This window comes from Streptomyces sp. NPDC101151 (assembly GCF_044768335.1).
GTDB lineage: Bacteria > Actinomycetota > Actinomycetes > Streptomycetales > Streptomycetaceae > Streptomyces.
The window spans coordinates 17,655-44,556 of the sequence record NZ_JBIWPP010000031.1; the positions used below are offsets into that span (position 1 = coordinate 17,655).

A 26,902-nucleotide genomic window follows, 5' to 3' on the forward strand; every position below is an offset into this window, starting at 1 on the left:
GGGTGAGGGCCTCCCGGCCTGGTGTGGATTGCGATCGGCCGGCTGCTCACCGAGCCGATCTCCATCCGCTGCTTCGACGACATCACCACTGTCACCCGGTGACGACGGGACGACCCCGCCTTCGCACGGTCAGGGCCCGGGCCGCTGCTCCCGTACGCCGATCACCACATGTGCGTACGCCTCGTCCGACACCGCCAGACGGGTCGTCAGGCCGGCGTCGTTGCATGCCTCGACAGCGGACCGCGCCTGGTGTTCGCCGGTCTCGGCCAGGAGACAGCCGCCGGGCGCCAGCCACTCGGGTGCCGCCGCGGCCACCCGGCGAAGGACGTCGAGACCGTCCGCGCCGCCGTCGAGGGCCATGTGCGGCTCGTGGTCGCGGGCCTCCGCCGGGAGGAGTGCCACCTCGGCGCTGGGGACGTAGGGCACGTTGGCCGTGAGGATGTCGATCCGGCCCCGCAGGCCGGCGGGCAGGGCATCGAACAGGTCGCCCACGTGGGCCCGGCCGGCGTAGGGGGTGAGATTGCGGCGGGCACAGCGTACGGCGGCCGGGTCGATGTCGGCGGCGTGCACCTCGACGGTGCCGAGCGCGACGGCCAGGGCCGCGCCGAGCGCTCCGGAGCCGCAGCACAGATCGACCACGACCCGTGCGTCCGGGGCCTGGACCAGTGCCTGGTCGATCAGGAACTCGGTACGGCGGCGGGGGACGAAGACACCGGGTTCCACGGCGACGCGCAGACCGTGGAACTCGGCCCAGCCGAGGACGTGTTCGAGCGGAAGTCCGGTGGCGCGCCGGTCCACCATCGCGGCCAGTTCGGCGGGGGTCCGAGCGGTGGCGAGGAGCAACTCCGCCTCGTCCTCGGCAAAGACACACCCGGCGGTGCGCAGCGCGGTGACGACGGCGGAAGGGGAGAGAGGGGGCGTGGAGGGCATGGAGGCCGAGAGCCTTTCGGGAACCTGGAGCCGAAGGGCGCTCTCGCGGTCACCGGTGCCGGTGGTCCGCGCTGTCACAGATGGCTGTCACAAGGAGAGAGCACCCCAGCTGACACAGCGGTAATGGGTCTCACCTCCTCGACAGCCCGGGGCCGCGGACGTCCGCGGCAGGACGGCCAGAATACCCCAGCGCCCGCATCGGCCGTCGTCCGCGCCGGGTTCGAGGAATTCCCCTGGCGCGGTGGGCACGGGGCCCGTTACGATCGCCGCGATGACGACTCATTCTGTTGACAGATCGGGGGTTCCGTCCGCGCAAGGTGAGTGCTGATGCTCACTCAGACCGCGTACGGGGATTCCCGACTTTCCTTGTGGCTGCGCGTGCGCGAGTTCGCCGTGCCGCCGTCCATGATCAAGACCGCGACCGCCCGGCGCCGTGCCGGGGACTGGGCGGGGGCGTGCGCCGCCGCCGGTGTCGACGTCGATCTCGATCTGCGTTCCGTCGCCCGCGCCCACGGCCGTGATCTCGCGACCCGGGTCCGCGCCGACCTGCGCCATCTCGCTCCCGACCTGCTGCGCTGGCACATGCCGAGGATCGCGCCCGACGGGCTGCTGCGCCCGGGGCTGACCCTCACACTCGCCCGGTACGACGGGCAGGGGCGTGGCGGGGACGGCCCGGTGCACCTGGTGGCCCGGACCCCGCCGGCCTGGGCGGACGCCGGTCAGCGGATCGGCCTCGCGCTGTGGGACGGGTCCCCGTCGGGCACCGCTCGGCATCCGCATCCGCGCCCCAGCCGGCGCTACCGGTTCGATCTGCACCGGCACTTGTGGGATGCGCGCAGGGCGGGTGAGCTGCGGGTGCGGTCCGGTGCCGAGGAGCCGGTGCCGGACCTTGGGCCGCCGGACCTGGTGCCGCCGGGACCCGGCTGTGCCGTCGAGCGGTGGGCGGCCGAGGCGGCCGTTCTGCTCGGCGCCGAAGGGCGGTCCGCCGGCGCCTTCGTGGTGCGGCTCGGCGGTCGCCGCAGACTCGTGCTGGACCTGGTCCCGCACGGCGACGGTGGGGCAGCGGCGTCGCTTCGGGTCGCGGCGTCGCTCCCGGAGGGCGGCGTGTCCGGGCTGCCCGTCCTGCCCGATGCGGCGACCCGGATCCTGCCCGATCTGGAACTGCTGCGGGCCGGTCTGCTCGATGCCGGCCGGTTGCATCCGCTGGTCGCCTCCGCCCTCGTACCGGACCACGTGCCGTCCGCTGCGCCCCGGAGTCCCGACCGGGCGGGGGAACCGCGGCTCGTGGAGTGCCGGGGAGCCCGGCACCGGATCGGCCTGGTCGACGGCGTACTGGCCGCGCTGGACCATCTCCCGGAGGAGATCCGGCGGGAGGAACTGCTGGTCGCGCTCGGCGGCCCGCCGCTCCCCTGTCTGCAGGCCGTCGACGATGCGCACCGGCGTCCGGACTGCCTGACGGGTGTCCGCGAGCGGCTGGACCACGGCGACACCGCCGGCGCGCTGGCCGTGGTCGAGGGCCTGCTGGGACCCGACGCGCTGCTGCGTGACGGCTCCCTGCGGGACGAGCTGGAGAGGGCCGCGGAACGGAGGATCACGTACGGGCTCTACCGGGCAGGTCTCGTCGGCCCCGGCCGTACCCCGTGCGATCCGCATCCGAACCGTCGTGCCGTCCGCCAGCAACGCCGTGGCCGTCCGCGTCACGCGACCGTTCTGCGCTGAATTCCCTTCTTCTTCCGCTGACTTCACACCCTCAGGTGATCAATATGTCTGCTCACACTTCCCTCGTCGCGCCCAACGTTCCGGCTCATTCCTCTCAACTCGACGTCGCCGCAGATCTGTTGGCGCTGCTGCGGGACGCGAGCACCGAACCCCGTGCCGACACCCAGCTGGAGGCGCTGACCCTGGCCGTGGCCGCCGACCTGCCGGTGCTCCTGTGGGGCGAGCCGGGCATCGGCAAGACGGCGGCCCTGACCCAGCTCGCGACCGCCCTGGACCTGCCGCTGACCACCGTGATCGCCAGCGTCCACGAGCCCTCCGACTTCTCGGGGCTGCCCGTCGTAGGGGACGATCCCGCGGAACAGGGGGTCCCGATGGCACCGCCGGACTGGGCGGTGCGGCTGGTCCGGGCCGGGCGCGGGCTGCTGTTCCTGGACGAGCTGTCCACCGCGCCCCCGGCCGTCCAGGCGGCCCTGCTCCGGCTGGTGCTGGAGCGGCGGATCGGCGCGCTGCGGCTGCCGCCCGGCGTGCGGATCGTGGCCGCCGCGAATCCGCGGTCCTCCGCCGCCGACGGGTGGGAACTCAGTCCGCCCCTGGCCAACCGGTTCGTGCACCTCCAGTGGACGCACGACCATGACGTCGTCGTACGGGGCCTGGGCGGGACCTGGCCCCGGGCCACCCTGCCCCGGCTCGACGCCCAGAAGCTGCCGGAGGCCGTGGACTTCGCGCGCCGCGCGGTCTGTGGTTTCCTCACCGCGCGACCGGCGCTCGTGCACCGGCTGCCCAGCGGCGAGACCCGCCGGGGCGGTGCCTGGCCGTCGCCCCGCAGCTGGGAGATGACCCTGCGTCTGATCGCCTTCGCGACCGCCGCCGGCTCCTCCCGCGAGGTGCTGTCTCTCCTTGTCCGGGGCGCCGTCGGGGACGGGCCGGGCCTTGAGCTGCAGGCGAGCCTGGACCGGCTCGACCTGCCGGACCCCGAGGTGCTGCTGGCCGATCCCGCCGGTGCCGAGCTGCCCGGGCGCGGGGATCTTCGGCAGGCCGTGCTGGACGGCGTGGTGGACGCGGTCCGCAAGCGGCCGGAGCGGGCCCGCTGGGACGCGGCGTGGACGCTGCTGGTCCATGCGATGGAGACCGGGGCCCCGGACGTGGTGGTCGTCCCCGCGACGACGCTGGCCTCGCTGCGCCGGGAGGACTGGGACGTACCGGCCGCGATCGAGCGGCTGGCCGGTGTGGTGTCGCTTTCCCGGCGTGCGGACGAAGCCACCCGCCGGGCCTCGGTCGCGACCGGGGCGGGCCGATGACGGCCGGCGCTCCGGGGGCGCTGGACCTCGGCAAGCTCTTCGCCGCCCGGCTGCACGCCGCCAGGGCGCGGCCCTACTTGGCGACGGCCCTGTTCGCGCTGCACACGGTCGAATCGCGGCAGGTGCCGACGATGGCCGTCGACCGGCACTGGCGGTGCTACGTCTCGCCGGCGTTCGTGGACCGGACCCCCGTGGAGGATCTCGCCGGGGTGTGGGTGCACGAGGTGACGCACCTGCTGCGCGACCACCACGGACGCGGCGACCGGGTCGCCCGGCAGCGCGGCCTGACCGGCCTCGGGGAACGGTTGCGGATGAACATCGCCGCGGACCTCGAGATCAACGACGACGTGTACGGCGACGGGCTGGTGCGGCCCGAGGGAGCCGTCACACCGGATGATCTCGGGCTGCCCGAGGGCGAGTTGATGGAGGACTACCTGCGGCAGTTCCGGCTGGGACCGCGGCTGCAGGCGCTGGCCTGGCTGGACTGCGGCAGTGGCGCCGACGGGCTGGAACGGGAGTGGGACCTCGGGCCGGACGGTGCCCACGGGCTCAGCGAGCAGGAACGGGACGCGGTGCGCTTCCGGGTGGCACAGGGCATCAACGGCCGGCCGGGGGGCGCCCCCAAGGGATGGCAGCGCTGGGCCGAGGAGGTGTTCCATCCGCCGCAGCCCTGGCGGGAGCTGCTGGGTGCGGCGGTCCGTTCGGCGGCCTGCGGGACGGGTTCGGGCGACGACTACAGCTACGGCCGCCCGGCGCGGCGCTCGGCCGGGGTGCCCGGTGCGATCCTGCCGAGCCTGCGGCGCAGGCCCCCTCGGGTCTGTGTGGTCGTCGACACCTCCGGGTCGGTCAGCGACGCCGAACTGGGCAGTGCGCTGCTGGAGGTCGCCGCGATCTCCCGTGCCGTGGGCGGCCGTCGCGACCTGGTCACCGTGGTGTCGTGCGACGCGGCGGCGCAGACCGTGCATCCGGTGTGCCGGGCCGGGGGGATCGAGCTGGTGGGCGGTGGCGGGACGGATCTGCGGACGGGATTCGCCCGTGCGCTGCGGGCGCGGCCGGCGCCCGATGTCGTGGTGGTCCTGACGGACGGGCAGACGCCCTGGCCGGAGCGGCGACCACCGTGCCGGACGGTGGTGGGCCTGTTCCCCCGGCAGCAGCTGCGACGGCGGTCGGAGAACAATCCCGAGTACCGGCCGGACTCCCCGCCCGAGTGGGCGCGGGTGGTGACGATCGGGTAGGCGGTGGGCTGAATCCTCTTGGGAGGGGCTCCGTCCGCCGTACGGGCGGAGCCCCTCCCCCGGTGCGGCGGGCGCTCAGACGCCGACCGCCTCCTCGACCTCTTCCTCGGCCGGTGCCATGGTCGCTGCCTCGGGCTCCGCGGTCCGCCGGGCGTGCTTCCTGCTCGGTGCGGACTCGGGAAGCGCGGTCTCCTGCTCGGGTACCCGGGCCCGCTCGTACCCGGCCGCGATCGCGGTCACGGCCAGGCCGAGGACCAGCCAGACGACGAGCGTCCACACGTTGCGCGCGAGGCCGTCGCTGCCGAAGTACAGCAGGCTGCGGATGCCCTCGACGAAGCCGGCGCCGTTCCAGAAGGCGTGCAGGGTGCCGAAGAAGCCGTTCTGCAGCTCGGGCCGGAACAGGCCGCCGGAGCTGGTGAAGTTCAGCATCACGAACAGCACCATCATGGTCAGCGTGGTCCACCGCTTGAGGAAGGTGTGCAGGCCGACGCCGATGAAGAGGATGCCGGCGGAGTAGAGCCACGCCATGCCCCACAGGCTCCCGAGTCCATGCCGGGCGAGGTGGAACACCGGTCCGGCGAGCAGTGCGCCGATGCCACCGACCACGGCGGAGACACCGAGCGCGAGCAGGGCCCGGACCCGCATCGGGAGCGTGCTGCCGGCGGCGCCGAGGGCGGCGACCGAGGCATAGGAGCCGATGCTGAGCGCGATCAGCAGGAAGAACAGGCCCTGTCCGGTGGGGTCGTCGGCGACCGGCGCTGCCACGTCGGTGACCTTCAGCGGGAGGTTCTGCTCCTCGGCGACGGGCGTGAAGACCTTCTCGACCGCGACGGCGCCCATGTCGGAGGCGGCACTGGCGACCAGGAGTTCCGGGGCCTTCGCACCGGGCACATAGGCGCCCGTGATGTCACGGGACTTGAGCTGGTCGACGGCCTCGGCGCGGGTGGCCACGGTGCGGACGTCGAGCTTGTCCCCCGCGGTGTCCTTGACCGTATGGGCGAACACCTTCGCCCGGGGTCCGGAGCCGACGACGGCGACCGGCAGGTGGTGGGGTTCCGGGGTCACGAAGGCCCCCATGTACGCGAGCCCCATGCCTATGCACATCAGCAGCGGGGTGATCAGGTGCGTGAGCACATGGCGGAGCGCTGGTGACCTCATCGGGCGCGAACCTCCAATAGTTGGCTTATACAACTTCCACTTCAAGTTGTACTATACAACTAGATCCCTGGAGGAGGTATTCCGTGACAGCAGCGACGACGGCCGTCGAGGCGATCCAGCGGGAGATGACGATCTTCGCCCGGCGGGCCCGCGCGTCGGCAGGACGCATGCACCCCGAGCTGTCGCTGGTCTCGTTCACCTTGCTCGGGCATCTGGAGGAGTGCGGTGGCTGCCGGGCCACCGACCTGGCCGCGCACTACGCCCTGGACAAGTCCACGGTCAGCCGCCAGGTGGCCGCGCTGGAGCGGTCCGGGCTCATCGAGCGCCGCACGGACCCGGAGGACCACCGCGTCCAGGTGCTGCACCTGACGGAGGCCGGCCAGGAGATCCTCGCCCAGGTCACCCGGAGCCGCCGGGCCGCCTTCCGGGAGCGGCTCGCCGACTGGCCGGAGGAGGACCTGATCCGGTTCGCCCGGTATCTGGAGCGGTACAACGCGGGGTCGGCGACGGCCGCCGACCCCGACTGAGAGCGCCTCCCGCCTACGACACCGCTACGGCTTCCCGGCCGTCCGCCCGCCGCTGCGGCGCCCGGGCCTCGAGGAACGCCGTGCGGCGGCGGAGCCGGAAGCCGAGGGACTCGTACAGCCGGATGGCGTTGGTGTTCCGGGCGCTGGTGTGCAGGAACGGGCTCTCGCCACGCTCCTGGATGCCGTGCGCGACCGCGAGGATCAGCCGGGTGGCCAGGCCCTCGCCCCGGAACGACGGATCGGTGCAGACCGCGCTGATCTCGGTCCAGCCGGGCGGGTGCAGCCGCTCACCCGCCATGGCGATCAGGGCGCCCTCGCGGCGGATGCCGAGGTAGCTGCCGAGCTCGATGGTGCGCGGCTCGAACGGGCCCGGCTGAGTGCGTGCCACGAGATCGAGCATCTCGGGTACGTCAGCCGGGCCGAGCGGGACCGCCTCCGCGTCCGGTGCGGCGGCCACGCCGTCGTCCACGAGCTGCACTCCCTCGATCCGGAAGGTCACCTCCCAGCCGTCCGGAACCTCCCCGCGGTAGCCGGGCAACGGCACCTCGGCGCCGGGGCCGGCCAGCGCGGCGAGGTCCGCCCAGTCGTCCGCGTCCGGCTCGGCGGGAAGGGCCAGCCACGGGGAGACGTCGACCGGGTAGCGCAGCACACGGCCGCGCCGCTCGGCGAAGTGGGCGTGCGGGCCGGTCAGGGAGGCCAGAGCGGGGTTGTCGAGGACGTGCGGGACCGCGGTCGCCTCGTCACGGGCCTCGCAGGCGCTGGTCAGGTCGCTCATGCGGCCACCTCGATCACGATGCTTCCTCGCTTCCGTCGTGCTGCCACCGGCGTATGGTCCGGCACTCAGCGCCAAGGAAGCGGGCCGGACGGCTATTCCCGGCCCCGCCCGGAGTTCGTACGACCGCAATGATCGGGGCACTGACCCCGGACGGAACACCCGCTCCGAGCACGTACGGTTGAAGCATGAACGTCACCCGAGGCTTCACGGGTCGCCCGCGCGTCACCGATCCAGGGCTGCCACCGGGGCAGTACGACGCCGGGGACGACTGGCCCGTCCTGTCCGCCGAGGTCACCCCCGACCTCGCCCCCGCCGACTGGTCCTTCCGCATCGACGGACTGGTGGAGCGGCCCTGGACCTGGGACTGGGAGACGGCGCACGCCCTGCCGGCGTCCTCGTACGAGGGCGCCATCCACTGCGTGACGAGCTGGTCGAAGTTCGGGGTGCGGTTCGGCGGTGTCTCGTTGGACACATTCTTCGATGTGGTGCGGCCCCATGGGTCCGCGACCCACGTGATCGCCTATGCGCACACGGGTTACACCGCGAACCTGCCGCTCGCGGACCTCACCGGCGGACGGGCCTGGATCGTCTGGGAGTACGACGGCGAACCGCTGGCGGCGGAGCACGGCGGCCCGGCGCGGCTGCTGGTGCCGCACCTGTACTTCTGGAAGAGCGCCAAGTGGATCGCCGGCATCACCCTCCTCGACCACGAGGAGCCGGGGTTCTGGGAGCGCAACGGCTACCACCACAGGGGCAATCCCTGGGAGGAACAGCGGTATTCCGGTGACTGAGACGGTGACGAAGACATCCTCTTCCCCGGCGGTCCCGCGGACCCGTTTCGCCGTTCCCGGGCGCATCGCCGTCGGCAATCAGACGGCGACGGAGTGGCAGACGGCCACCCTGACCGAGATCCGGCGCGAGACACCGCAGGCCGCCACGTTCCGGCTCGCGGTGCCGGACTGGGCCGGGCACCTGCCCGGACAGCACCTGATGCTGCGGCTGACCGCCGAGGACGGCTATGTGGCCCAGCGCCACTACTCGATCGCCTCCGCACCGGACGACTCCGGCCACATCGAGCTGACCCTGGACCATGTGCCGGACGGCGAGATCTCGGGCTGGTTCCACAGGGTGGCCCGGCCCGGTGACACGGTCGAGGTGCGCGGGCCACTGAGCGGCTTCTTCGCCTGGCCGGGCGACCGGCCCGCCCTGCTGCTCGGTGCCGGTTCCGGGGTGGTACCGCTGATGTCGATGGTGCGGCACCAGCGGGCGCGGGGCCTTGCCGTGCCGCTGCGGATGCTGGTGTCGGCGCGCCGCCCCGAGGAACTGATCTACGCCCGGGAGCTGGGCGCGGAGACCACGACCGTCTTCACACGCAGCGCCCCCACGGGAGTGCCGGTGGGCCGTATGGCGGCCGCGCATGTGGCGCCCCTCCTGGCCGAGCAGCCTTCGGGTGGGTGGGAGGCCTATGTGTGCGGCTCGAACGGGTTCGCCGAGCACGCCTCCCGTCTGCTGGTCGAGGCGGGCCAGCCGGTCGAGCGGATCCGCATCGAACGCTTCGGCTGAGTCCCGCCGTCGGACTGCCGCCGTCCGCCCGAAGGATGGGCGCGAATCTGACGCCGGGGCCCAGGCGGTCTTCCGGCGTCGCCGACATGATCCACAAAGCACGCCCCAGCGCGAGCGGTCGCGCGCACGCGACCGCTCGCGCAGTCATGGGGCGCATGCCTCGTGCCGTGCTCCATGAGGGCTTGAAGTCGCGGTCGGCGGCGTGAGCGAGGCGCGCCGTACGGGGTACGAGACCTCTGTGGACGCTCGTGTGCGGCAGCGGGGGCGGACGACCGGTGGCCGGGCTCACCCGGCACTCCGGCTCGACCGGCGGCGAGGAGGTGGACATGCGCACCCAAGTGCGGGGCTGGCGCTGGCGGCACAATCCGCTGCGGCGCCGGTCGGACCTCTTGGAGGCCTGGACGGTCCTGATCGTCGCCGTCCTGTTGTTCGTGGTCGCGCCCCTGGTCGGGGTGGCGGCGGGCGTGTACGCCCATGACCGGGCGCGGTCTCTCGCGGTGGCGCAGCGGGCCGAACGGCACTCCGTGCGGGCCGTGGTGATCGGCAACAGGCCCGAGCAGCTGCCCACGGTGCAGGGCGACCGAGACCATGCCTACCGTGCCCGGGTCCGGTGGACCGAGCCGGGCAAGGCGACACGTACCGCGCTGGCCCGCGTCCAACCGGGGACCCGGGCCGGTGACGTGGTGACCGTGTGGTTCGACGCCCGGGGCCGCAGTGTCGCCCCGCCGCCGGACGAGGCCGCGGTCTGGCAGCACACGGTCACCGTCGGCGTGTGTGCGGCGGCCGGCGCGGCGGCCGTGGTCCTGCTGGGGCACGCCGTGGAGCGCCGGATCGCGCTGCGCCACCGGCTGGCCGAGTGGGAGCGGGAATGGGCCCGCACGGGTCCGAAGTGGACGCAGCCACGGACGTGACCGACGGCGGACCGCACCCACCGCAGCAAGCGGTTTCGCACCCTTGACCAGGGCCTGGCGAGTCATCCGGCCATCCGCGTACGGTGAGATCACGCAGTCCCGCTGCACGTATCTTCACAAAGGCGGTTGACGATGGCCCTGTTCGACCTCCCGATCGACGAACTCCGCGCATACCGCAGCGAGTCCGGCGCGCCCGAGGATTTCGACGCCTTCTGGGGCAAGACGCTCCGGGAGGCGCGCGAGCACGACCTGGACGCCCGCTTCGAGCCGGTGGACACCGAATTGTCCACCGTGCGCGTGTTCGACGTGACGTTCGCCGGGTTCGGTGGCCATCCGGTCAAGGGCTGGCTGCGGCTGCCGTCCGGCGCCACCGAACCGCTGCCGCTGGTCGTGGAGTTCATCGGCTACGGCGGCGGGCGCGGGCTTGCGCATGAGAAGCTGCTGTGGGCGTCGACCGGCCGGGCACACTTCGTGATGGACACGCGCGGACAGGGCAGCGTGTGGGGCGGCGGGGGCGGCACGGCGGACCCGGTGGGCGCCGCGCCCGCCTATCCCGGCTTCATGACGCGGGGCATCGACGCCCCCGAGAACTACTACTACCGCCGCGTGTTCACGGATGCCGTGCGCGCGGTGGAGGCGGCCCGTTCGCACCCGCTCACCGACGCCGGGCGGACCGTGGTGATGGGTGAGAGCCAGGGCGGCGGTATCACGCTCGCCGTCGGCGGGCTGATCCCCGACGTGACCGCGGTCGCCCCGGACGTGCCGTTCCTGTGCGACTTCCCGCGTGCGACCACGCTGACGGAGCGTCACCCGTACCGGGAGATAGGCCTGTTCCTCAAGACGCACCGCGGCCGCACGGCGGAGGCGCTGCGTACCCTCTCCTACTTCGACGGTGTGCACTTCGCGGCCCGCGGCCGGGCCCCGGCCCTCTTCTCGGCGGCCCTGGAGGACCAGACCTGCCCGCCGTCGACCGTGTTCGCGGCGTTCAACGCCTGGGCGCACGGGGACAAGGCGATCGAGGTGTACGACTTCAACGACCATGAGGGCGGCGGGCCGTTCCATGAGCAGCGGAAGCTGCTCTGGCTGAGGTCGTACGCCTGAGGGGACGAACGGGAAGGACGTGGACATGGACACGCGCATGGCCGCCGAGCGGTTCGTGCGGGTCTGGGAGCGTTCCTGGGCCGCGCACGACGCGGATGCGCTGGTCGAGTTGTACGCCGGGGACTGTGTGCACCGGTCGATGCCGTTCCGTGAGCCGCACCGGGGCCGGGACGAGTTGGCCGCGTATCTGCGCTGGTCGTTCGCCGAGGAGCGAGTGGCCGATGTGCGGTTCTCCGCGCCCCTGGTGGGGCCGGACGGGGTCGCGGTGGCGGAGTTCCGGGTGCTGAGCGAGGAGGGCGGCGCCCACGCCACGCTGGCGGGCTGTGTGTTCGTGCGGTTCGACGGGGAGGGGCGGGTCGTGGAGAGCCGGGACTACTGGCACACCTCCGAGGGCCAACAGGAGCCGGCGGGCCGGCTGTTCTTCCTCTGATCATCCCCTGGGCCCGCTGATCACCCCCTGGCCCACCCATCATTCTCTGGTCCGTCCGCCTCCTTCCCTCCAGTCCGACCAGTCGGTACGTTCGGGGCACGCCCGGGTCGCAGCGCCGCGGCCCGGCTTCCGGCGACGACGGAGGTCCGATGTCCGCACACGAGGCACAGGTCCACGGCCACTGCGACGCGCGTTTCGCGGCCGTGCGGGAGGCGTTCGAGGAGAACTTCCGGGAGCGGGGCGAGCTGGGGGCCGCGGTGGCGGTGACCGTCGACGGCGAGACCGTCGTGGACCTGTGGGGCGGCTGGGCGGACGCGGCGGGCACCCGGCCGTGGGAGCGGGACACCCTGGTCAACGTGTGGTCGACCACCAAGGGCCCGGTGGCGTTGTGCGCGCATCTCCTCGCCGACCGGGGTCTGCTGGACCTCGACCGGCCGGTGTCCGTGTACTGGCCGGAATTCGCGGCCGCAGGCAAGGAACGGGTCCTCGTACGGCATCTGCTGTCGCACCGGGCCGGACTTGCCGGTCTGCGCGAGCCGCACTCGGTCGAGCAGCTCTACGACTGGGAGCTGACGACCGAGCGGCTGGCGGCGGCCGAGCCGTGGTGGGAGCCGGGCACGCGGTCCGGGTATCACGCGCTGACCTACGGCTTCCTGGTCGGCGAGGTCGTACGGCGCGTATCCGGAATGCGGCTCGGGGCCTTCCTGGAGCGCGAGGTGACCGGCCCCCTCGGGATCTGTGACTTCACCATCGGCCTGCCCGAGAAGGAGTCCGGCCGGGCGGCCGAGCTGGTGCATCCCCGGGCGGCGGACTCCAGCGAACAGGCTGCCATTTTCAGCCAGCTGTCACCTGCCGCGATCGCCGCGCTGGCGAACCCGGTGGTGGGCGCGACGCAGGCGAACACGCCCGAGTGGCGGGCTGCGGAGATCCCCGCGGCCAACGGGCACGGCACCGCCCGGGCGATCGCGGCGCTGTACGGCGTCTTCGCCGGCCGGGGCTCCTACGGCGGCCGGCGGATCCTGTCGCCCGAGGCGGCGGAGCGGGTGCGCGAGGGCCAGGGCAGCTGCCGCGATCTGGTCCTGGGAGCGGGTTTCGAGAGTGAGACGGAGATCGGGCTCGGCCTGTGGCTCAGCGGACCCAACGGTTCGTACGGACCCAATCCGTGGGCTTTCGGACATGACGGGTTCGGCGGCTCCTGCGGGCTCGCCGACCCCGAGGCAGGGGTCTCGCTGGGCTATGCGATGAACCGGATGGGGCCACGCATCGCGGACGACCCTCGCAAGATGGCGCTGGTGGCTTCCCTCTACAGCGCCCTGTGACCCCAGGATCGCGCGGGTGGGTTTCGGCCGAACCGCCCGGCCGCCCTTCCCTTGTGGTTTAGACCAATGCTAGATGTGGTCGCGCAATGAGCCCGCACGGCTACGTCTTGTCACCAACAGGAGGCGCGGCATGGCCCGCACCACCCCGCACGATCCCCCGCAGACCGACGGCCGCCCCTTGTACTGGCAGGTCGCGTCGCTGCTGCTCGACGAACTGCGCGACGGCACCGTCCCACCCGGTGAGCGCCTGCCCGCGGAGCGCGATCTGGCCCGGCACTTCGGGGTCAGCCGGGAGACGGTCCGGCAGGCACTGGAGGCGCTGCGCCGCAGTGGTCTGGTCACCACCGACCGGCGGGGCAGCCACGCCACCCTGCCCGGCCGTCCGGTCGAGGACCCGGTCTCGCTCACCTTCCCGGTCGGCGCCCGGCCGGCCGACCTGTCCGCCGTGGACCGGGCGACCGTGACCTGGGAGGCACCGCCGCCCGAGCACGCGCAGGCGCTGGGCCTGGCCCCGCACCGCCCGACGCTGGTGCACCGCTACCGGTCGGCCACGCCCGACGGCCGCTCGTTGCGTACGGCGGTGACGTCGTTCTCGGCCGTGGCGCTGACCGAGGTCGCCGAGCTTGGCCGCTACCGCGACCGGGCCGACGGGGCCACTCCCGCGCAGCTGCGCCGGGCCTACGACTGGATGCGCAAGGCCGGCCTGACCCTGCACCACCGGGACTCCATCACCCAGGTCGGCGACGCCTCCTCGGTCCGGGTGACCCGCCGGGTGCACGACCAGTACGCGCGCCCGCTGGAGATCACCGACCTGGTGGTGAACGCGGAACGGGACGCACTGGTCTACGAGTTCACACTGCCGGCGGCGGGGTAGCGCCACCGCTCCGGCGCGCCGACACCAGCCGGACACGGGGGCTGCCGTCGCCGCGCCGCCCGAACTCGGGCAGGGCGTGCAGCTCGACCGAGAACCCTGCGCGCGTCAGCTCCTCCCGTACATGACCCAGCCGAAAGGCCCGGTAGTACATGACGAACTGCGGTCGCCACAGGGCGTTGCGCACCCGCATCACCGCGTCGAAGCCGAGCAGCATCCAGAACGCGGGGCCGGCCGGGCGGGGCGGGGCGAGAACCGGGAAGACGAAGCGGCCGCCCGGCCGCAGGACCGAGTGGACCTGGGTGAACAGCCCGGGCAGTTCCCGGGGCAGGAAGTGACCGAACGCGCCGAAGCTGACCACGAGGTCGAAGGCGGCCGTGAAGGGCAGGGCCCGGGCGTCGGCGCGCACCCAGGCGACGTCCGGGCCCTGGGCACCCGCCGGGTGGCCCTCCCCCGGCGCCACGGCCCGCCGCCGGGCGACGTCGAGCATGCCGGCGCTGAAGTCCAGGCCGGTGACACTGCGCCGGCACAGCCCTGCCAGGACGTCCGTCCCGGCGCCGGTTCCGCAGCACAGGTCCAGACCGTCCTCGAACGGACCCAGCGGGCCGAGCGCCTTCGCCACCGAGTCCAGCACCGCGTCGGGCGTCCGGAAGGGGGTGTGGTCGAACTTCGGGGCCAGCAGGTCGTATCCGCGCTCGACGGACGACAGTGCCTGCACGGTGAGTTCGCGGAGCGTGGGGCCTTCGGGGCTGAACATTCCGTCAGCCTAGGGGGCTCCGGCCGCAGTGGACACGTATACCGCCGACGATTACTCTCATCCGCAGCTATTCAGTTTGTTGACTATGTGAGGTGATCCGATGCGTGCATTCCGCGAGGCGGTGGAGGCCGGGGACATGGACGCCGTCGAGGCGCTGCTCGCCGACGACGTCGTCTTCACCAGCCCGGTCGTCTTCAAGCCGTACCCCGGCAAGGCGATCACCGCGGCGATCCTGCGCGCGGTCTCCCAGGTGTTCGAGGACTTCCGGTACGTCCGTGAGATCGGTGCCCCGGACGCCGCCGACCAGGCGCTGGTCTTCACGGCCCGGGTGGGCGACCGGGAGCTGACCGGCTGCGACTTCCTGCATGTGAACGAGGACGGCCTGATCGACGACTTCATGGTCATGGTCCGTCCGCTGTCGGGCGCCCAGGCCCTCGCCGAGGCCATGGGCGCGCGGTTCGAGCAGATCGCCAAGGAGGCCCAGGCGCGGTCCGCCTGAGCGGCGGGGCTCCGCCCGGGGCGGCTCGGTCGGCCGTCCGCACGATGGCTCGGCCGACCGTCCGCGCGACGGCTCGCAGGGCATGGCCGACGGCCGGTGTGCCGCCCGAGGCGGCGAGCGTGCGATCCCGGATGCGCCGGACCAGGTGGGAGCGTCAGTCCTTGAGCTGCTCCATCGTGGCCTTGGTGTCCGTCTTCAGCCAGTCGGACACGTCGGTGAGCACGGGCGGGTCCTTGTCCTTGTCGTACGAGCTGAGGTAGGCGCTGTAGCTCATCGTGTACGTCACCCAGCCGTCGCGTACGGCGAGAGTGGCGTAATGGGATCCGCTGGAGGAGCCGCTGCTGGTGTCCTGGCTGACGAGATAGGCCTCGTCGCCGATTCCCTTGACCGTGCTGACGTCGTAACCCGTGTGGCTGTCGCCGTAGTTCTTCCAGGCGGCGGTGAACTCCGGGCCGGGGTCCGTCTTCTTGTGCAGGTCGACCTGGATGGACAGATAGGCGTCCCCGTAGGTGGAGCCGGTCTTCTTCAGGCTCAGGCTGCAGTAGCTCTCGTCCAGCGCCTCGTCCTTGAGCGAGTTGTGCGTCGGGGACGAGTCGCTCTCGGGATATTCGTCCTTGAACGACGAGTAGTCCGCGCCCGAGCACATGTTGGAGGGCGCCGAGTAGCCGCGCAGGTCCGCGCTGTCGCCCTTGCCGCCGATCAGGAACACACCGGCCGCCCACGCGGCGGAGGCGACGACCGCGCCGACGGCGAGCCACAGCACTGCCCGGCCGGCACCACCACCGCCACCGGACGGCGGGCCGGGTACGGGTCCGTACTGAGGCGGCTGTGCGTAGGGGTTACCCGGCATCCCGGCCTGTGGCGGGGCAGGCTGCCCGACCATGGTCGGCTGCGCGTAGAAGTTCCCCGCCGGGGGAGACTGCGGGTTCGGGTAGGGGTAGGCCGTCGGTTGCGGCGGGACCGCGGGCTGCGGTGCGGGCTGTCCCGGCTGCGGCGTGGGCTGATCGGCCGGCTGCGGGGGCTGCGGTGGCGTGGACATGTCGTGACGATAGTGCATGGTAAGGGGTCAAGTCCCCTGACGTCCGGCATCGTTATGGTGTGGGGACATCTGGTGCGGGTCGGTGGCATACGGCCGGACCAGGGCTTGGAGGGACGCCCCCGGCATCGCCGCGTCTCGGGGGGCGCGGCCGCAACGCCGCGGCAGAGGCGCCGAGTTCCGGCATCACCGCCGCACTCGGGCGGTACGGGACGAGCGGCAACGCGGCTCAGGCGCCCAGGCTCACGGGGAGCGCACGGACGCTGTTGCCGACGAAGCTGGAGTGACGGGACATCTCGGTCTCGGGCACCGTGAGGTCCAGTCCCGGGAAACGGGTGAACAGCCGCTCCAGCGCGACGGTGGCCTCCAGCCGGGCCAGCGGGGCGCCCAGGCAGAAGTGGGCGCCGTGTCCGAGGGAGAGATGGCGTACGGCGTCGGGGCGGGCGGACCGGGTGACGTCGAATCGGTCGGCGTCCGGACCGTGCGCGGCCCGGTCGCGTCCGGCGGCGGAGTACCCGGCGAGGACCGGGGTGCCGGCCGGTACGAGCGTGCCGTCGACGGTGAGGTCCCGTACCGGGTAGCGGAACGGGAAGTAGCTGACCGGCGCGTCCCAGCGCAGGGTCTCCTCGACCACGTCGGCCCAGCTCGCCTTCCCCGTGCGCACCAGCTCCAGTTGGTCGCGATGGCCGCACAGGGCGCGTACGGCGTTGGTGATCAGATTGAGCGTGGTCTCATGGCCGGCGATGATCATCAGCACCAGGGTGCCGATGAGTTCCCGCTGGCTGAGGCGGTCGCCGTCCTCGTCGCGAGTGGCGATCAGGGCGCTGGTGAGGTCGGCGCCGGGGCGCTCGGCCCGCGCGGCGGCGATCTCGGCCAGGACGGCGACGAGTTCCCGGTTGGCGGCGACCGCCTCCTCCGGTTCGATGTCGGTGGCCACGACCTGGTTGGACAGATCGTGCAGACGGTCGCGGAACTCGCTGTCGACGCCGAGCAGTTCGCTGATGACACCCATCGGCAGGGGCAGGGCGAAGTGCTTCCGCAGATCGACGACCCCGCCGCCCGCCTCCGCCGCCCGCGCCAGGCCGTCGAGCAGCGTGGCTGTCAACTCCTCGACGCGAGGCCGCATTTCCTCCACCCGGCGGGGTGTGAACGCCCGGCTCACCAACGACCGCAGCCGACGGTGGTCGTCCCCGTCGGCGGTGGTCATTCCCTGCACGGTGGCGAAGGTCAGCAGGGGCCAGCCCGCGCCGATGCGTCCCTCGCGCAGGGCCGTGAAGTGGCATGCGTTCTTGGCGACTTCGGGATGCTGGAGGAACTCCCTGAGCGCCTCGTGGCCGAGGACGGCCATCCCCTCGATCCCGCCCGGCAGCACCACGGAGGCCACGGCGCCACGGGCCAGCAGCCGGGCGTTGTCGGCGTGCGGGCATCCCCCGGAGGGATCCATGCGGTGCGGTGCAGTGGCGGGAGTGGACTCCACCGGGTTCTCCTGACGGCCGTAGGACGCGAACGAGCCCGATCGTAGGCGCCGGTGGGCGCTCCGCGGAGCGGCGTCGCGCGCCAACTCACGTCCAGGACGGCCTTCGCCCGCAGATTCCCGCTCGCCGGCGTCCCTGCCGCGTCGGCGATCTCCTCCCACGGCCCGCGCCGGCCGACGGGGACGCGCGGTCCCGACGGCCACCACGACACCGGCCGCGTCGAAGCCGGGCTCCCAACGCCGGGTGCGACCGATCGGGCGTACGGCAGCCGGCCGCGTTTCGGGAGGGTGCCGTACCGCCACGAGGATCTGGCCCGGGCCGGGAGCGGGCGTCCGGGGCTTCCCCGCGCCGCAGCCTGCCCAGTGCCCCGGGGTCGACGACCAGTGCACTCAGGGACCTGCCAGCCTCTCCACCCACCGCGGGAACAGGTCGCGTCATCGGCGTGTTGACGCCATCGCAGCGGTACCCTCCCATCGAGTGGTACCGTGCAGTCAGCACTTGTGTACGCCCTCTAGTGGGCGCCGGTGCCAGTTTCCCCTCTCACGCTGATCCGCCGGTCGTTTTCCGGCCCAGGCGCGTCAGATTCTCATCACCACCTCGGTCCGAGGTGTCGTTTCCGCCGCCCGGAGGCCCATACGCCCTCCCGTCTCGCGGCTCCCCCCCTTCCTCATGTCTTCCGTCCGTGAAAGGACCACCATGACCACCACACTCGAACCCCCTCACGTTCAGCAGCAGGCCCCGGCCGCCCGGCCCGTCACGGGTGTCCTGGACATCGACGCACACGGGAAGGGGCACCTGCGGGCCGTGAACTGCCGGCCCTCCCCCGCCGATCCGCAGGTCCCCGCCGCGCTGATCCGCCGGCACGGCCTGCGCAAGGGCGACCTCGTCGAGGGTGTCCGCGGCGCACAGCACGCCCTGACCGACGTCGCGCAGGTCAACGGGCTGGCTCCGGGCGAGCTCCGGGGCCGCCGCCACTTCCGCGACCTCACCCCGCTCCACCCGCAGGAGCGGATCCGACTCGAACACCCGGCCTCCGGACTCGCGGGGCGGGTCACCGACCTGTTCGCGCCGGTCGGCAAGGGCCAGCGCGGGCTGATCGTGGCCCCGCCGAAGAGCGGCAAGACCGTGCTGCTCCAGCAGATCGCCGCCGCCGTGGCCGGCAACCACCCGGAATGCCGGCTGATGGTCGTCCTGCTGGACGAGCGTCCCGAGGAGGTCACCGAGATGCGCCGCTCGGTGCGCGGCGAGGTGTACGCCTCCACCTTCGACCGGGCGCCGAAGGAGCACATCGCCCTCGCGGAACTGGTCGTCGAGCGGGCCAAGCGGCTCGTCGAGGCCGGCGAGGACGTCGTCATCCTGCTGGACTCCCTGACCAGGCTGTGCCGGGCCCACAACAACGCCTCCGCCGCCGGCGGACGCACCCTGAGCGGCGGGGTCGACGCGGGCGCGCTGCTCGGCCCCAAGCGGTTCTTCGGCGCCGCCCGCAAGGCCGAGGAGGGCGGCTCGCTCACCGTCCTCGCCACCGTCCTGGTGGACACCGGCTCCCGTGCCGACGGCTACTTCTTCGAGGAGCTCAAGAGCACGGGCAACATGGAGCTCCGGCTGGACCGGGAACTCGCCGGCCGCCGGGTCTTCCCTGCCGTGGACATCGACCCCACGGGCACCCGCCGCGAGGAACTCCTGCTCACCCCGGCCGAGTTGACCGCCACTCGGGGCCTGCGCCGGGCCCTGCGCTCCCGGGAGGGCGGACCGGCCGCCCTGGAGACCCTGCTGGAGCGGATGCGGGACACCCCCGACAACGCCACGTTCCTGCGCCGCATCCAGCCGACGCTGCCCCCGGCCTGAGCGACGCCGGCCGCCCCGGAATGCGGCATCCGGGTGCTCCCGTAGACCGTCCGGCCCGGGCACCGCGCCGTATGCCGCTCCCGTTCCTACGTTGATCATATGATTACCGGATTCTCTTGTCGGACCGTGTCGTCGGCCTGTGCCCTGTGCGTCGCTGGCGTACTGGCCCTCGCGCCGACCGCCGCCGCCACCGCGCACCGTGCGGGGGATCCCGCACCGCCCGGGCCACGGGCGGCGGTGCCGCGGCCCTCGCTGCTCTACCGCTCCGGCACGCAGGTCAGACCGCGCCTCGGCGCACCCGAGGTGCCGGAGGTCTCCGCGCTGTCCTGGCTGGTGGCCGACGCCGGCAGCGGCGATGTCCTCGCCGCCTCCGACGCGCACCGCAGACTGCCGCCCGCGAGCACCCTGAAGACCCTGTTCGCGCTCACGCTGCTGCCGAAACTGCCGGCCACCATGCAGCACACCGTCCGGTACGAGGAGCTGAAGGACGTCGGAGAGGGCAGCAGCCTGGTCGGCGTCGAGGAGGGACACAGCTACCAGGTCTCCGACCTGTGGCGCGGAGTCTTCCTCAGCTCCGGCAACGACGCCGTCCACGTGCTCGCCTCACTGGGCGGAGGCTGGCGCGCCACGGCCACCCGGATGCAGGCCAAGGCCCGCTCCCTGGGCGCCCTGGACACCAACGTCGTCTCCCCGGACGGCTACGACACCCCCGGGCAGGTCTCCTCTGCGTACGACCTGGCGGTGTTCGGCCGGGACGGGCTGCGCAACCCCGACTTCGCCCGGTACTGCTCCACCGCCGAGGCCCAGTTCCCCGGCGACGGATGGCCGTACGCGATCGAGAACACCAACCGCCTGCTGACCGGCGAGGACGGCGTGGCGCCGTACCCGGGTCTGATCGGCATCAAGAACGGCTACACCACCGACGCGGGCAACACCCTCGTCGCCGCGGCCCGCCGGGGCGGGCGCACCCTCGTGGTGACGGTGATGAACCCTCAGGCGGGCGGCGGGTTGACCGTGTACGAGGAGGCCCGCGAATTGCTCGACTGGGGTTTCGCGGCCGCCGGGCGGGTGGATCCGGTGGGCTCGCTGGACGGGCTGCGCGTCGGGTCGAAGTCCGATTCCGCCACCGCACCCGTCGCGGCGGCCACGTCCTCGGAGCCGGACGACGACTTGAACTGGTCGCCCGCGGCGGTCGTCGGTCTCGCCGGACTCGGCGCGGGGGCCGTGGCGCTGGCGCTGCGGGCCAAGGGCAACCGGGCCGAGCGCGACTGACCGACCGGCAGACCCAGCAGCAGGCCCAGCGTGATCCAGGTGTAGATGTTGCTGCCGAGGAAACCGTCGATACCGGAGGCGTCGTCGAACCACAGCCAGACCACGCTGGTGCACAGCACCGCGTACAGGGCGCCCGCAAGCCGCGGGTGCCCGGCGCGCGCGAGCACCGCGAAGGAGGGCAGCAGCCACACCAGGTGGTGCACCCAGGTGATCGGGCTGACCAGGCAGGCCGCGGCACCGGTGAGGGCGAAGGCCGCCGTCCAGTCGCCGGCCGCCAGCGCCCGGCTCGCCCGCCACGCCCACACGCACAGGACCACCAGGACCGCCGCGGCCCACAGCGGCCGGTCCGGCTCGCCGAGCCGGGCGAGGACGCCCTGCAGCGACTGGTTCGAGACGTAGTCCAGGCGGCCGACCCGGCCGGTGTCCCACAGGGCCTCCGTCCAGTAGTAACGGGAGGCCCCCGGGTCCGCCAAGGCGGCCAGGCCGGTCGCCGCGAGGGCCACGGCGGTCGCCACCCCGGCCGCCCGCCACCGCCGGGCGAGCAGCAGCAGAGCGATGAACAGGGCGGGGGTCAGCTTCACGGCGGCGGCGAGTCCGATCCCGGCGCCCGCCCAGCGGCTCCGCCCGGTCGCCAGCAGCCAGGAGTCGCCGAGGACCAGGGCGAGCAGCACCAGGTTCACCTGGCCGAAGCTGAAGGTGTCCCGCAGCGGCTCGAAAAGCGCGAGCAGACAGAGGGCCAGCGACCAGCGGTACCAGCCGAGCCGTCGCCAGCGCGAACCGGCCAGGATCCGCAGGACCACCCCGAGCGCCGTCAGGTTCACCAGCAGGGAGGCGGCGATCGCCGCGTGCCGGCCCAGCAGGGCCAGGGGCAGCATGGCGAGTGCGGCGAACGGCGGGTACGTGAAGCCGTACGACGTCCCCGGCACCTGATAGTCGTAGATGCGGCCGCCGTGCCGCACCCAGGTGTGGATCGTGCCGTAGTAGACGCGCAGGTCGAAGAAGTCCCGCAGCAGCGGCACGGTCGCCGTGAACACGGTCACCGCGGCGGCCAGGACCAGCACGAGCAGGATCCGGCCCCGGTCCGTGCGCGGCAGCGTCAGCATTGTCATGCCGTCCGTCCCGTCGCCGGTTCCTGGGACGCCTGGTGGGCCTGCCACAGGACGACCACGCCGAGCAGCCCGCCGGAGACCGCGAGGACCAGCTGGCCGAGATCCGCCGGGCCGCCGCTGGGCAGCACCGCGAGGGCCAGGACGCCGGCCAGGGCGGCCACCCGGTGCCGTACCGAGGTGCTGGGCGCGGCGGCCGCGATGAGGAACAGGCCCCACAGCACGTACCAGGGGCGGATCGCCGGGCCGAACACGGCGACCGCCAGCAGGCTCAGGCCGAGGGCGTACACCGGACGCGGGCGCAGCCGGAGCCATATCAGCACCACCGCCAGGACGGTGGCGGCCAGCCCGAGCACATGCCAGGCCGGCACCGCCAACGGCGCCAGGTCGCTGCCGAGATGGTCGAGGAGGGCGCCGGTGGCACGGCCCAGCAGACTGGTGAGCGCCCAGTTGTGCGGGGAGACGGGCGTGTCCAGGGCCCGTATCCAGCCGTATCCCGTTCCGGCCACGGCGGTCGCGGCCACCGTGGTCGCCGTGGCGGCGGCCGCCGTCGACAAGGTGGCCCACAGCGGGCGGCGGCCGGAGCGCACCTGCAGGGCCACGACCGCGAGCAGGCCGAGCAGGGCGGGCGCCTTGACCAGGGCGGCCAGCGTGACCAGCACCGCCCCCAGGACGGGCCACCGGCCGAGCGCGGCGACCAGGCCGAGCCCCAGCAGGCCGAGCATGATGGCGTCGTTGTGGGCGCCCGCGACCAGGTGCAGCAGGACCAGCGGGTTGAGGGCGCCGAGCCACAGCGCGGCGGCGGGGTCGGCTCCGCTGTGCCGGGCCAGGCGGGGCAGCGCGGCCGCCATGAGGGCCACGCCGAACAGGGCGACCAGGCGCATGCCCAGCAGACCTGCGGGGAGTTCGCCGCGGGTCAGGCCGGACAACGCGGAGGCCAGCCACAGGAAGGTGGGGCCGTAGGGGGCGGCGGTGTGCTGCCACACCGGCGCCACCTCGTCGGCCAGCGGGCCGCCGAGCTGCGCGGGGCCCTGGGCGTACACGTCCATGTGGGCGTCGACCATGGCGCCCTGGGCGAGGTAGCTGTAGACGTCCCGGCTGAACAGCGGGGGCGCGAGCAGCAGCGGGGCCGCCCACACCGCCAGGACCAGCAGCAGGGACCGCTGGGTGGGCGGTTGCGGACCGCGCACCAGGCGGCCCAGGAGCACCCAGGCCGCTATCAGCAGCACGACGCCGAAGTAGACCCCGACCAGCCCCAGCGCCGCCCGCGCCGAGGCGGGGGCCAGCAGATCCTGGACGGGCAGGGCGCCGGCTGTCTCACCCCCCAACGCCAGGAAGGAGGTACCGGCCAGGCCCAGAACCTGGCAGCGGCGGAGATCGACGGGGAAAGCCATGGCCAACACTGGGTCAGCGTGTCAACGCCGGGTGGCCGGAAGGCGACGCTCCACTCACCGGCGGACGGCTCGCACGTGACCAGCATGTGAGCAGCGGCGAATTCTGCTGGTCCGGGAGGTCCTCACGACCTCCCGCCGGTTCACCTGGCGAGCCGCGGACCGCATCCCGGTGGGTGAATTCCAGTTCTGCCGCGTCAGAACACCGACAGTCCGGTGAGCGTCGTGAACCGGTCCAGGGCCGCCACCCCCGCCACCGAGTTGCCGCGCTCGTCCAGCCCCGGGCTCCACACGCACAGCGTGCAGCGGCCCGGGACGACCGCGATGATCCCGCCGCCGACACCGCTCTTGCCGGGCAGGCCGACACGGTAGGCGAACTCGCCGGCCGCGTCGTACGTGCCGCAGGTCAGCATCACCGCGTTGACCTGCTTGGCCTGGCTGCGGGTGAGCAGCCGGGTGCCGTCGGCGCGGATGCCGTGCCGGGCGAGGAACGTGGTGGCGAGGGCGAGGTCGGCGCAGGAGGCGGCGATGGAGCACTGCCGGAAGTACTGGTCGAGCAGGACCGGCACGTCGTTGTCGATGTTGCGGTACGACGCCATGAAGTGGGCGAGGGCCGCGTTCCGGTCGCCGTGCGCGTTCTCGGAGGCGGCGACATCCTTGTCGAAGTCCAGGGAGGGATTGCCGCTCTCGGTGCGGAGGAAGGCCAGCAGTTCCCCGGCCGCGTCACCGGTCCGGGTCTGGAGGCGGTCGGTGACGACAAGCGCGCCCGCGTTGATGAAAGGATTCCGCGGGATGCCGTTCTCGTACTCCAGCTGCACCAGCGAGTTGAACGGGTTGCCGGAGGGCTCGCGGCCCACGTGCTCCCAGAGTTCGTCGCCCTCGCGGGCCAGATCCAGGGCGAGCGTGAAGACCTTGGTGATGGACTGCGTGGAGAAGGGCTGCCGCCAGTCCCCCACCCCGTACACCGTGCCGTCCAGCTCGGCGACGGCCATGCCGAAGCTGCGCGGATCGCGGGCCGCGAGGGCCGGGATGTAGTCGGCGGGACGCCCGCTGCCGGGCGTGCGCTCCATCTCCTCGGCGATGCGCTCCAGGACCGGCAGGAAGGTGAGGGACGACGTCGTTGTCATGATCACCATTGTGCCTCCCGGCCGGTCCAGGCGCGCAAACGCAGGGGCTTGGCCGCAGGTCAGGCGGCAGGTGCCGCGCTGCCCGCGACGATCTCGGGGCGCAGCAGGTCGGCCAGCCTCTCGGCGGGCAGCAGACCCTTCTCCAGGACGAGTTCGGCCACGCCCCGGCCGGTGGCGAGGGCCTCCTTGGCGATGTCGGTGGCGGCGGTGTACCCGATGTACGGGTTGAGCGCGGTGACCAGACCGATGGAGTTCTCGACGGTCGCGCGCAGCACCTCGGTGTTGGCCGTGATGCCGTCCACACAGCGCTCGGCGAGGGTGAGGCAGGCGTTCCGCAGGTGTGTGATCGACTCCGACAGGGAGTGCAGGATGATCGGCTCGAACGCGTTGAGCTGGAGCTGTCCGGCCTCCGCGGCCATGGTGATGGCGACGTCGTTGCCGATCACCTCGAAGGCGACCTGGTTGACGACCTCGGGGATCACCGGGTTGACCTTGCCCGGCATGATCGACGAGCCGGCCTGCACCGGCGGCAGGTTGATCTCGCCCAGGCCGGCGCGCGGGCCGGAGGACAGCAGGCGCAGGTCGTTGCAGCTCTTGGAGAGCTTGACCGCGATCCGCTTGAGCACGCCGGACATCTGGACGAAGGCGCCGCAGTCCTGGGTGGCCTCGACCAGGTTGGCCGCGGTGACCAGGGGCAGCCCGGTGATGTCGGCGAGGTGCCGGCGGGCGGCCTCGGCGTAGCCGGCCGGGGCGTTGAGGCCCGTGCCGATGGCCGTGGCGCCCAGGTTGATCTCGTGGATCAGCTCGACGGCCTCGGCGAGCCTGCTGCGGTCCTCGTCCAGCATCACGGCGAACGTCGAGAACTCCTGCCCGAGGGTCATCGGCACCGCGTCCTGCAGCTGGGTGCGGCCCATCTTCAGCACGTCACGGAACTCGACGGCCTTGCGGGCGAAGGCGTCCTGCAGGACGGCCATCGCCTTGAGCAGGCCACGCACCGCGAACACCGTCGCGATCTTGACGGCGGTCGGGTAGACGTCGTTGGTGGACTGGCCGAGGTTGACGTCCTCGTTGGGGTGCAGGTGCCCGTACTGCCCCTTGGCGTGCCCGAGCCGTTCCAGTGCGCGGTTCGCCACGACCTCGTTGGCGTTCATGTTGGTGGACGTGCCGGCGCCGCCCTGGATGACGTCCACGACGAACTGGTCGTGGAGAGCGCCGGTGCGGATCTCCCGGCAGGCGGCGACGATCGCGGCTGCCTTCTCCGGTGCCAGCAGGCCGAGTTCCTCGTTGGCGAGGGCGGCGGCCTCCTTGACGGCGGCCAGGGCGTCGATCAGGTGCGGGTAGGCGGAGATCGGGGTGCCGGTGATGGGGAAGTTCTCCGTCGCGCGCAGGGTGTGGATGCCCCAGTACGCGTGGGCGGGGACGTCGCGGTCGCCGAGCAGGTCGTGTTCGCTTCGGGTGGCGGCGGTCATGAGGGTGCGGGCCTCTTTCGGAGCTACAAGGGTGGGGTGAGCGGTGACGTCAGACGCAGGCGGTGAGGGAAACCGGGTCCAGCGCGCGTACCGGACGCACGCACCCCACCGGCTCTCCTCCGCCGAGCAGCGGTGCGCCCGCGAACTCGGTGAGGAGGTCCGGGTCGACGCCGGCCCGCGCGAGGGCGGCCGCGGCGACCGGGACGCGGGCCCGGTCGGCCCCGTCGGCGATCTTGACGGCGATGGCGCGGCCGTCGGGCAGCGCGGCCACCTGGACGCCCTCGAAGCCGTCCTTGGCGAGCAGGCCGGGTACCGCCCGCATCAGCGCCGCCACGTCGCGCCCCGAGCCGGAGGCCATCTCGGCGTGCTCGCGCATCGCGTCGGCGACGCGCGCCTCGGGTGTTCCCTGGACGGCGGTGGTGATGCGGGCGGCGGCGCGGGCGAGGCCGTGCAGGGAGATGGAGAACAGCGGCGCGCCGCAGCCGTCGACGGTCACCTGGGCGACCCGCTGGCCGGTCAGGTCCTCGACGATCTCGGCGACCGCCTGCTGGAGCGGGTGCGCCGGGTCCAGGTAGTCCGCCAGGGACCAGCCGTTGATCGCGGCGGTCCACAGCATCGCCGCGTGCTTGCCGGAGCAGTTCTGGGCGAGGCGGGAGGGCGGCCGGCCCTCGCGGACCCAGGCGTCCCGCACGACCGGGTCGTACGGCATGTCGGGCACGTTGCGCAGGTCGGCCTCGGTGCGCCCGGCGAGTTCGAGGATCCGCCGGGTGCCGGCCAGGTGACGTTCCTCGCCGGAGTGGCTCGCCGCGGCCAGCGAGAGCAGCTCGCCGTCGAGCGGCAGCCCCGCCCGCAGCATGGCCACGGCCTGGACGGGTTTGAGGGCCGAGCGGGGGTAGAACGCGGCCTCGATGTCGCCGAGCTGGAACTGGACCTGGCCGTCGGCGCCGAGGACGACGACCGAGCCGTAGTGGATGCCCTCGACGACCCCGCCGCGTATGAGGTGGGCGACGGGGGCGTGGAGGGGCTCACGGACGAGGGGTGCGTCCGCAGGGGAACTGCTGTACATCACTGCCTGCTTGTCGGGGAGC

The 26,902-nt window shown here is 72.8% G+C and carries 24 protein-coding genes and 1 pseudogene; 14 read left to right on the forward strand and 11 right to left on the reverse strand.

Annotated elements, in window-relative coordinates:
- Positions 1–129 precede the first annotated feature (129 nt).
- Positions 130–930 (reverse strand): putative protein N(5)-glutamine methyltransferase, encoded by an 801-nt coding sequence (locus ACIRU3_RS36680; RefSeq protein ID WP_404066027.1) that lies wholly within the window; start codon positions 928–930, stop codon positions 130–132.
- Between the two features lie 327 nt (positions 931–1,257).
- Between ACIRU3_RS36680 and ACIRU3_RS36685 the strand changes: the two genes are divergently transcribed.
- Genes ACIRU3_RS36685 through ACIRU3_RS36695 form a run of 3 tightly spaced genes read left to right on the forward strand, consistent with a single transcriptional unit; the run spans position 1,258 to position 5,182 of the window.
- A complete protein-coding gene (locus ACIRU3_RS36685; RefSeq protein WP_404066029.1) occupies positions 1,258–2,649 on the forward strand; it encodes a hypothetical protein in 1,392 nt (463 codons plus the stop codon).
- Between the two features lie 44 nt (positions 2,650–2,693).
- Positions 2,694–3,947: an AAA family ATPase gene (locus ACIRU3_RS36690; protein ID WP_404066032.1), complete on the forward strand. Its 1,254-nt coding sequence runs from the start codon at positions 2,694–2,696 to the stop codon at positions 3,945–3,947.
- Positions 3,944–5,182, forward strand: a complete 1,239-nt coding sequence (locus ACIRU3_RS36695; RefSeq protein ID WP_404066034.1) for a VWA-like domain-containing protein — start codon at positions 3,944–3,946, stop codon at positions 5,180–5,182. Before ACIRU3_RS36690 ends, ACIRU3_RS36695 begins: the two co-directional genes overlap by 4 nt.
- A 75-nt stretch (positions 5,183–5,257) precedes the next feature.
- Here ACIRU3_RS36695 and ACIRU3_RS36700 read toward each other — a convergent pair whose 3' ends face one another.
- Positions 5,258–6,340 (reverse strand): hypothetical protein, encoded by a 1,083-nt coding sequence (locus ACIRU3_RS36700; protein ID WP_404066037.1) that lies wholly within the window; start codon positions 6,338–6,340, stop codon positions 5,258–5,260.
- Positions 6,341–6,423: 83 nt separating this feature from the next.
- Between ACIRU3_RS36700 and ACIRU3_RS36705 the strand changes: the two genes are divergently transcribed.
- Positions 6,424–6,867 (forward strand): MarR family winged helix-turn-helix transcriptional regulator, encoded by a 444-nt coding sequence (locus ACIRU3_RS36705; protein WP_404066039.1) that lies wholly within the window; start codon positions 6,424–6,426, stop codon positions 6,865–6,867.
- Positions 6,868–6,880: 13 nt separating this feature from the next.
- On the opposite strand, the gene ACIRU3_RS36710 is transcribed toward ACIRU3_RS36705, so the two are convergent.
- Positions 6,881–7,642 carry a GNAT family N-acetyltransferase gene (locus tag ACIRU3_RS36710; RefSeq protein ID WP_404066041.1) on the reverse strand — a complete coding sequence of 254 codons (762 nt, stop codon included), beginning with the start codon at positions 7,640–7,642 and terminating at the stop codon, positions 6,881–6,883.
- Between the two features lie 185 nt (positions 7,643–7,827).
- Between ACIRU3_RS36710 and ACIRU3_RS36715 the strand changes: the two genes are divergently transcribed.
- The 7 genes from ACIRU3_RS36715 (at position 7,828) to ACIRU3_RS36745 (ending at position 13,840) form a co-directional block, all read left to right on the forward strand.
- Entirely contained in the window at positions 7,828–8,433 is a 606-nt protein-coding gene (locus ACIRU3_RS36715; RefSeq protein ID WP_404066044.1) for a sulfite oxidase-like oxidoreductase, read from the forward strand.
- Complete coding sequence (locus tag ACIRU3_RS36720) at positions 8,426–9,205, forward strand: ferredoxin reductase (RefSeq protein ID WP_404066046.1); 780 nt, start codon at positions 8,426–8,428, stop codon at positions 9,203–9,205. The genes ACIRU3_RS36715 and ACIRU3_RS36720 overlap by 8 nt, the downstream gene beginning before the upstream one ends.
- Positions 9,206–9,531: 326 nt before the next feature.
- Positions 9,532–10,116 (forward strand): hypothetical protein, encoded by a 585-nt coding sequence (locus ACIRU3_RS36725; protein ID WP_404066049.1) that lies wholly within the window; start codon positions 9,532–9,534, stop codon positions 10,114–10,116.
- Positions 10,117–10,248: 132 nt separating this feature from the next.
- Positions 10,249–11,217, forward strand: coding sequence for an acetylxylan esterase (locus ACIRU3_RS36730; protein WP_404066051.1), 969 nt, complete (start codon positions 10,249–10,251; stop codon positions 11,215–11,217).
- 25 nt (positions 11,218–11,242) lie between these two features.
- Entirely contained in the window at positions 11,243–11,647 is a 405-nt protein-coding gene (locus ACIRU3_RS36735; RefSeq protein ID WP_404066053.1) for a nuclear transport factor 2 family protein, read from the forward strand.
- A 149-nt stretch (positions 11,648–11,796) separates the two neighbouring features.
- Positions 11,797–12,966: a serine hydrolase domain-containing protein gene (locus ACIRU3_RS36740; protein WP_404066055.1), complete on the forward strand. Its 1,170-nt coding sequence runs from the start codon at positions 11,797–11,799 to the stop codon at positions 12,964–12,966.
- A gap of 130 nt (positions 12,967–13,096) precedes the next feature.
- Positions 13,097–13,840: a GntR family transcriptional regulator gene (locus ACIRU3_RS36745; protein WP_404066058.1), complete on the forward strand. Its 744-nt coding sequence runs from the start codon at positions 13,097–13,099 to the stop codon at positions 13,838–13,840.
- Here the strand turns inward: ACIRU3_RS36745 and ACIRU3_RS36750 are convergent.
- On the reverse strand, positions 13,818–14,594 hold the full coding sequence (locus ACIRU3_RS36750; RefSeq protein ID WP_404066060.1) for a class I SAM-dependent methyltransferase: 777 nt from the start codon (positions 14,592–14,594) through the stop codon (positions 13,818–13,820). The genes ACIRU3_RS36745 and ACIRU3_RS36750 overlap by 23 nt on opposite strands.
- A 100-nt stretch (positions 14,595–14,694) precedes the next feature.
- Here ACIRU3_RS36750 and ACIRU3_RS36755 point away from each other — a divergent pair, with 100 nt between their 5' ends.
- Complete coding sequence (locus ACIRU3_RS36755) at positions 14,695–15,093, forward strand: nuclear transport factor 2 family protein (protein WP_404066063.1); 399 nt, start codon at positions 14,695–14,697, stop codon at positions 15,091–15,093.
- A 154-nt stretch (positions 15,094–15,247) separates the two neighbouring features.
- Here ACIRU3_RS36755 and ACIRU3_RS36760 read toward each other — a convergent pair whose 3' ends face one another.
- A complete protein-coding gene (locus tag ACIRU3_RS36760; protein ID WP_404066066.1) occupies positions 15,248–16,132 on the reverse strand; it encodes a hypothetical protein in 885 nt (294 codons plus the stop codon).
- Between the two features lie 226 nt (positions 16,133–16,358).
- Complete coding sequence (locus ACIRU3_RS36765) at positions 16,359–17,573, reverse strand: cytochrome P450 (protein WP_404066193.1); 1,215 nt, start codon at positions 17,571–17,573, stop codon at positions 16,359–16,361.
- Positions 17,574–18,300: 727 nt separating this feature from the next.
- On the opposite strand from ACIRU3_RS36765, the gene rho reads away from it, so the two are divergent.
- Positions 18,301–19,449, forward strand: a complete 1,149-nt coding sequence (rho, locus tag ACIRU3_RS36770) for a transcription termination factor Rho (protein ID WP_404066069.1) — start codon at positions 18,301–18,303, stop codon at positions 19,447–19,449.
- A 99-nt stretch (positions 19,450–19,548) separates the two neighbouring features.
- Positions 19,549–20,382, forward strand: a pseudogene (locus tag ACIRU3_RS36775) (D-alanyl-D-alanine carboxypeptidase family protein); the annotation flags it as partial.
- A gap of 59 nt (positions 20,383–20,441) precedes the next feature.
- Here the strand turns inward: ACIRU3_RS36775 and ACIRU3_RS36780 are convergent.
- The 5 genes from ACIRU3_RS36780 to ACIRU3_RS36800 form a co-directional block, all read right to left on the reverse strand.
- Positions 20,442–21,821 (reverse strand): glycosyltransferase 87 family protein, encoded by a 1,380-nt coding sequence (locus ACIRU3_RS36780; protein ID WP_404066195.1) that lies wholly within the window; start codon positions 21,819–21,821, stop codon positions 20,442–20,444.
- Between the two features lie 5 nt (positions 21,822–21,826).
- Complete coding sequence (gene mptB, locus ACIRU3_RS36785) at positions 21,827–23,221, reverse strand: polyprenol phosphomannose-dependent alpha 1,6 mannosyltransferase MptB (protein ID WP_404066072.1); 1,395 nt, start codon at positions 23,219–23,221, stop codon at positions 21,827–21,829.
- A 194-nt stretch (positions 23,222–23,415) separates the two neighbouring features.
- The gene (locus ACIRU3_RS36790; RefSeq protein ID WP_404066075.1) at positions 23,416–24,354 is read right to left on the reverse strand and encodes a glutaminase; all 939 of its coding nucleotides are present in this window, start codon (positions 24,352–24,354) and stop codon (positions 23,416–23,418) included.
- A gap of 50 nt (positions 24,355–24,404) precedes the next feature.
- The gene (gene aspA / locus ACIRU3_RS36795; RefSeq protein ID WP_404066078.1) at positions 24,405–25,814 is read right to left on the reverse strand and encodes an aspartate ammonia-lyase; all 1,410 of its coding nucleotides are present in this window, start codon (positions 25,812–25,814) and stop codon (positions 24,405–24,407) included.
- Between the two features lie 49 nt (positions 25,815–25,863).
- Positions 25,864–26,880, reverse strand: a complete 1,017-nt coding sequence (locus tag ACIRU3_RS36800) for an asparaginase (RefSeq protein ID WP_404066197.1) — start codon at positions 26,878–26,880, stop codon at positions 25,864–25,866.
- Positions 26,881–26,902: the final 22 nt, after the last annotated feature.